This window comes from Ideonella sp. P3_A4 (genome assembly GCF_056403075.1).
Map to the genome: position 1 here is coordinate 1 of NZ_JBFUGE010000484.1, position 4,574 is coordinate 4,574.

The 4,574-nt window shown below is 68.8% G+C and carries 4 protein-coding genes; 3 read left to right on the forward strand and 1 reads right to left on the reverse strand.

Annotation, left to right across the window (positions count from 1 at the left end):
* Positions 1-2 precede the first annotated feature (2 nt).
* Genes rph through hemW form a run of 3 tightly spaced genes read left to right on the forward strand, consistent with a single transcriptional unit; the run spans position 3 to position 2,544 of the window.
* Positions 3-695, forward strand: coding sequence for a ribonuclease PH (gene rph / locus AC1DYI_RS27310; RefSeq protein ID WP_477207266.1), 693 nt, complete (start codon positions 3-5; stop codon positions 693-695).
* A 5-nt stretch (positions 696-700) separates the two neighbouring features.
* Positions 701-1,330, forward strand: a complete 630-nt coding sequence (locus AC1DYI_RS27315; protein ID WP_477207267.1) for a non-canonical purine NTP pyrophosphatase — start codon at positions 701-703, stop codon at positions 1,328-1,330.
* Positions 1,330-2,544 carry a radical SAM family heme chaperone HemW gene (gene hemW, locus AC1DYI_RS27320; RefSeq protein ID WP_477207268.1) on the forward strand — a complete coding sequence of 405 codons (1,215 nt, stop codon included), beginning with the start codon at positions 1,330-1,332 and terminating at the stop codon, positions 2,542-2,544. Before AC1DYI_RS27315 ends, hemW begins: the two co-directional genes overlap by 1 nt.
* A 3-nt stretch (positions 2,545-2,547) precedes the next feature.
* Here the strand turns inward: hemW and metE are convergent.
* Positions 2,548-4,574: 5-methyltetrahydropteroyltriglutamate--homocysteine S-methyltransferase (gene metE, locus AC1DYI_RS27325; RefSeq protein WP_477207269.1), on the reverse strand; the 2,027-nt coding region annotated here is incomplete at its 5' end.

Consider the following 4,574-nt stretch of genomic DNA (forward strand, 5'->3'; position numbering starts at 1 on the left):
CGCTGCGCATCACCCGCGGCTTCACCAAGCACGCCGAAGGCTCGGTGCTGATCGAGTTCGGCGAGACGCGCGTGCTGTGCACCGCCTCGGTCGAAGAACGCGTGCCCCCGCACAAGCGCGGCAGCGGTGAAGGCTGGCTGACCGCCGAGTACGGCATGCTGCCGCGCTCGACCCACACCCGCAGCGACCGCGAGGCCGCCCGCGGCAAGCAAAGCGGCCGCACGCAAGAGATCCAGCGCCTGATCGGCCGCTCATTGCGCGCGGTGTTCGACCTCAAGCTGCTTGGCGAGCGCACGATCACGCTCGACTGCGACGTGCTGCAGGCCGACGGCGGCACCCGCACCGCAGCGATCACTGGTGCCTTCGTTGCCGCGCAGGACGCCGTCTCAGTGCTGCTGGCCAGCGGCAAGATCGCCGTCTCGCCGGTGCGCGACGCGGTGGCCGCTATTTCGGTCGGCCTGATCGAAGGCACGGCGCTGCTGGACCTGGAATACATCGAAGACTCGGCCTGCGACACCGACATGAACGTCGTGATGACCGCCAGCGGCGGCTTTGTCGAGATCCAGGGCACGGCAGAAGGAGCCACCTTCAGCCGCGCCGAGATGGATGCGCTGCTGGCGCTGGCCAGCAAGGGCATCCAGGAGCTGGCCGAGGCGCAGCGCGTTGCCTTGGCACAGCCGCTGAACAAGGGCTGAAGCACGTGAAGCTGGTGCTCGCCTCGAACAACGCGAAGAAGCTCGCCGAGCTGGGCCAGCTCTTTGCGCCTCTGGGCATCGAGCTGGTCACGCAAGGCTCGCTCGGTGTCAGCGAGGCTGAGGAGCCGCACCACACCTTCGTCGAGAACGGCCTGGCCAAGGCGCGCCACGCCGCTGCGGTGACCGGGCTGCCGGCGATTGCCGACGACTCGGGCCTGTGTGTCGATGCGCTCGGTGGCGAACCCGGCGTGCAATCGGCCGTGTTCGCACCGTTCTCGCCCGAGCCAGGCATGGACCGCGAGGCCCAGCGCCGCGCGCAGGACACCGCCAACAACCGCCTGCTGCTGGACCGCTTGGCAGGCGCCACTGACCGCCGCGCCAGCTTCGTCTGCTCATTGATTGCGCTACGCAGCGCCTCCGACCCGGAGCCGCTGATCGCGTTCGGCCGCTGGGGCGGCGAGATCCTGACCGCACCGCAAGGCGAGGGCGGCTTCGGCTACGACCCGCTGATGTTCATTCCCGCGCTCGGCCGGACGGTAGCCACACTGCCCGCCGAGCTGAAGAACGCCAACAGCCACCGCGCAATCGCCGCGGCGCAGATGATCGCGTTGATGCGCGATGCCTGGCACCTGTGATGGACACGACCGCTGCCGACCGCTTCCTGCGCCCGGGCACCTTGCAGCTCGGCGCTCCGCCGCCGTTGTCGGTCTACGTGCACCTGCCGTGGTGCTTGAAGAAGTGCCCGTACTGCGACTTCAACAGCCACGAGCTGGGGGCCAGCAAGAACAGCAGTCGTGAGCTGCCTGAGACTCAGTACCTGAACGCCCTGCGCGCTGACCTTGAAGCCAGCCTGCCGCTGGTCTGGGGCCGCACGGTGCAGACCGTGTTCATCGGCGGCGGCACGCCAAGCCTGTTCTCACCGGCTGGCATCGAACGCTTGCTGTCGGACCTGCGCCTGCTGCTGCCGTTGGCGCCTGGCTGCGAGATCACGCTGGAGGCCAACCCCGGCACCTTCGAACGCGAGCGTTTTCGCGCCTTTCACGCCGCCGGGGTTACGCGCTTGTCGATCGGCGTGCAGAGCTTCGACGACGCCAAGTTGAAGGCGCTCGGACGTGTGCACGACCGCGCGCAAGCCATCGCTGCGATCGAGGAAGCCGCTTCGACCTTCGACACCTTCAACCTCGACCTGATGTACGCGCTGCCCGGCCAGACGCTGGCCGAGATGGAGACTGACGTGCGCACCGCACTCGGCTTCAACCCGCCGCACCTGAGCCTGTACCACTTGACGCTGGAGCCGAACACCGTGTTCGCAGCGAAGCCGCCGGTGCTGCCCGATGACGACACCAGCGCGATCATGATGGACCGCCTGGTCGAGCTGACCGGCGAGGCCGGCCTGGATCGCTATGAAGTCTCGGCTTATGCGCGGCCCGGCCATCGCTGCGCGCACAACCTGAACTACTGGCAGTTCGGCGACTACCTGGGCCTGGGCGCCGGCGCGCATGGCAAGCTGAGCTTTCCGCACCGGGTGGTGCGCACGGTGAAGTGGCGCGAGCCGGCGCGCTACATGGCCGAGGCGCTGGCCGGCAAGGCCACGTCGAACGAAGACGAGGTCGCACGCAAGTCACTGCCCTTCGAGTTCATGCTCAACACGCTGCGCCTGCGCGATGGCTTCGAAGAAGCGCTGTTCACCGACCGCACCGGCCTGCCGCCCTCGGCCATCGCCGAAGGGCTGAAGACGGCGCAGGCACAGGGCCTGCTCGAAACCGTCAGCGAGCCGACGGGCCGGGTGATCCGGCCCACCGCCCGCGGCTTCGATTTCTTGAGCGACCTGCAGGCGATCTTCCTGTAACGCTCAGGCTTCGGCTTCGGCAACCGCCGGGGCCTTCGAACCACGGGCCAGTTCTTCGCGCAACTGCTGTGCCGCCAGCACCATCTCGCGCAGCGCCGCGTTCGTCTCCTGCCAGCCGCGGGTTTTCAACCCACAGTCCGGGTTGACCCACAGCCGGTCGGCCGGCACGACCTCGGCGGCCTTGCGCAACAGGCGGATCATCTCGGCCGCGGTCGGCACGCGCGGCGAGTGAATGTCGTAGACGCCAGGCCCGATCTCGTTGGGGTAGCGGAAAGCGCCGAAGCCTTGGAGCAATTCCATGTCCGAGCGGCTGGTCTCGATCGTGATCACGTCGGCGTCGAGTGCGGCGATCTCGGGCAGGATGTCATTGAACTCGGCGTAGCACATGTGGGTGTGAACCTGCGTGTCGTCGCGCACCACGCTGGCAGCGACGCGGAACGCGCGGGTCGCCCACGCGAGGTAGTCGGGCCATTGGGCGCGGCGCAGCGGCAGCCCTTCGCGCAGCGCCGGCTCGTCGACCTGGATGATCGCGATGCCGGCTGCTTCCAGGTCCTGCACCTCGTCGCGCACGGCCAGCGCCAACTGCAGTGCGGTGTCGGCGCGCGGTTGATCGTCGCGCACGAACGACCATTGCAGCATCGTGATCGGGCCGGTCAGCATGCCCTTCATCGGCCGCTTGGTCAGGCTTTGCGCGTGGCGGGCCCATTCGACGGTCATCGGCGCCGGACGCGACATGTCGCCGAACAGCAGCGGCGGCTTCACGCAGCGTGAGCCGTACGACTGAACCCAGCCGTTAGCACTGAAGGCATAGCCCTGCAGCAGCTCGGCGAAGTACTCGACCATGTCGTTGCGCTCGGCTTCGCCGTGCACCAGCACGTCCAGCCCCAGCGCCTCTTGCGCYGCCACGGCCTGGGCGATCTCGTGCTGCATCGCCTCGCGATAGGCCTCGGCCGGCAGCTCGCCGCGCTTGTGGGCGGCACGCACCGCACGGATGGTAGGCGTCTGCGGGAACGAGCCGATCGTCGTCGTGGGCAGCGGCGGCAGTTTCAGCCGCTCGCGCTGCAGGCGCTGGCGCCGCGTGAAGGCGCTGATTCGACGGTCGATGTCGCCCGGCAACTGCTGCAGGCGTTGCGCGACCGCAGGGTTCTTCACGCGCGGGCTGTGGCGCCGCTCTTCAATCACCGCGCGGGCAGCGTCCAGATCGCCGGCCACGGCGTCGTCGCCCTTCAGCAGCGCGCGTTTGAGCAGTTGCAGCTCGGCCAGTTTCTCGGTCGCACCGGCCACCCAGCGGCGCAACTCGGCGTCCAGCGATGCGTCGTCGGCCAAGCTCAGCGGCACGTGCAGCAGCGAGCACGAGGGTGCCAGCCAGAGTCGGCCACCGCGGCGTTCCAGGGCCGGGCGCAATTGGGCCAACGCCGCGTCCAGGTCGGCACGCCAAATGTTGCGGCCATCGAGGATGCCGATCGACAGCTCGCGGTCCAGCGGCAGCGCGTCCAGCACCGATGGCAGCTCGTCCAGCGCACGCACCGCGTCGACATGCAGCCCGGCCACCGGCAGCCGGCAGGCCAGCGGCAGGTTGGCTTGCAGCGGCGAGAAATAGGTCGCCAGCAGCACCGACACGTCGACCTTGGCCAAGCGCTGGTAGGCGCGCTCGAAGGCCTGCGTCCATGCCGGCGGCAGGTCGAGGCCGAGGATGGGTTCGTCCAGCTGCACCCATTGCACGCCGGCCGCGGCCAGGCGGGTCAACAGGTCGACGTAGAGCGGCAGCAGGCTGTCGAGCAGGCTCAGCCGATCGAAGCCCTCGGCCTTGGCCTTGCCCAGCCACAAGAAGGTCAGCGGACCCAGCAGCACCGGCTTGACTGGCAGGCCCAGCGCTTGCGCCTCGGCCAGCTCCGCCAGCAGCCGCTGCGGTGCCAGCGCAAAGTCGGTGTCGGCAGCGAACTCGGGCACCAGGTAGTGGTAGTTGGTGTCGAACCACTTGGTCATCTCCAGCGCCTGCGTGCCGGTGGCCGCCTGGGCGCCGCAGCCGC

Coding starts and splice junctions, on each gene's coding strand:
- hemW (WP_477207268.1), top strand. CDS start 1,330: ATGGACACGACCGCTGCCGACCGCTTCCTGCGCCCGGGCACCTTGCAG.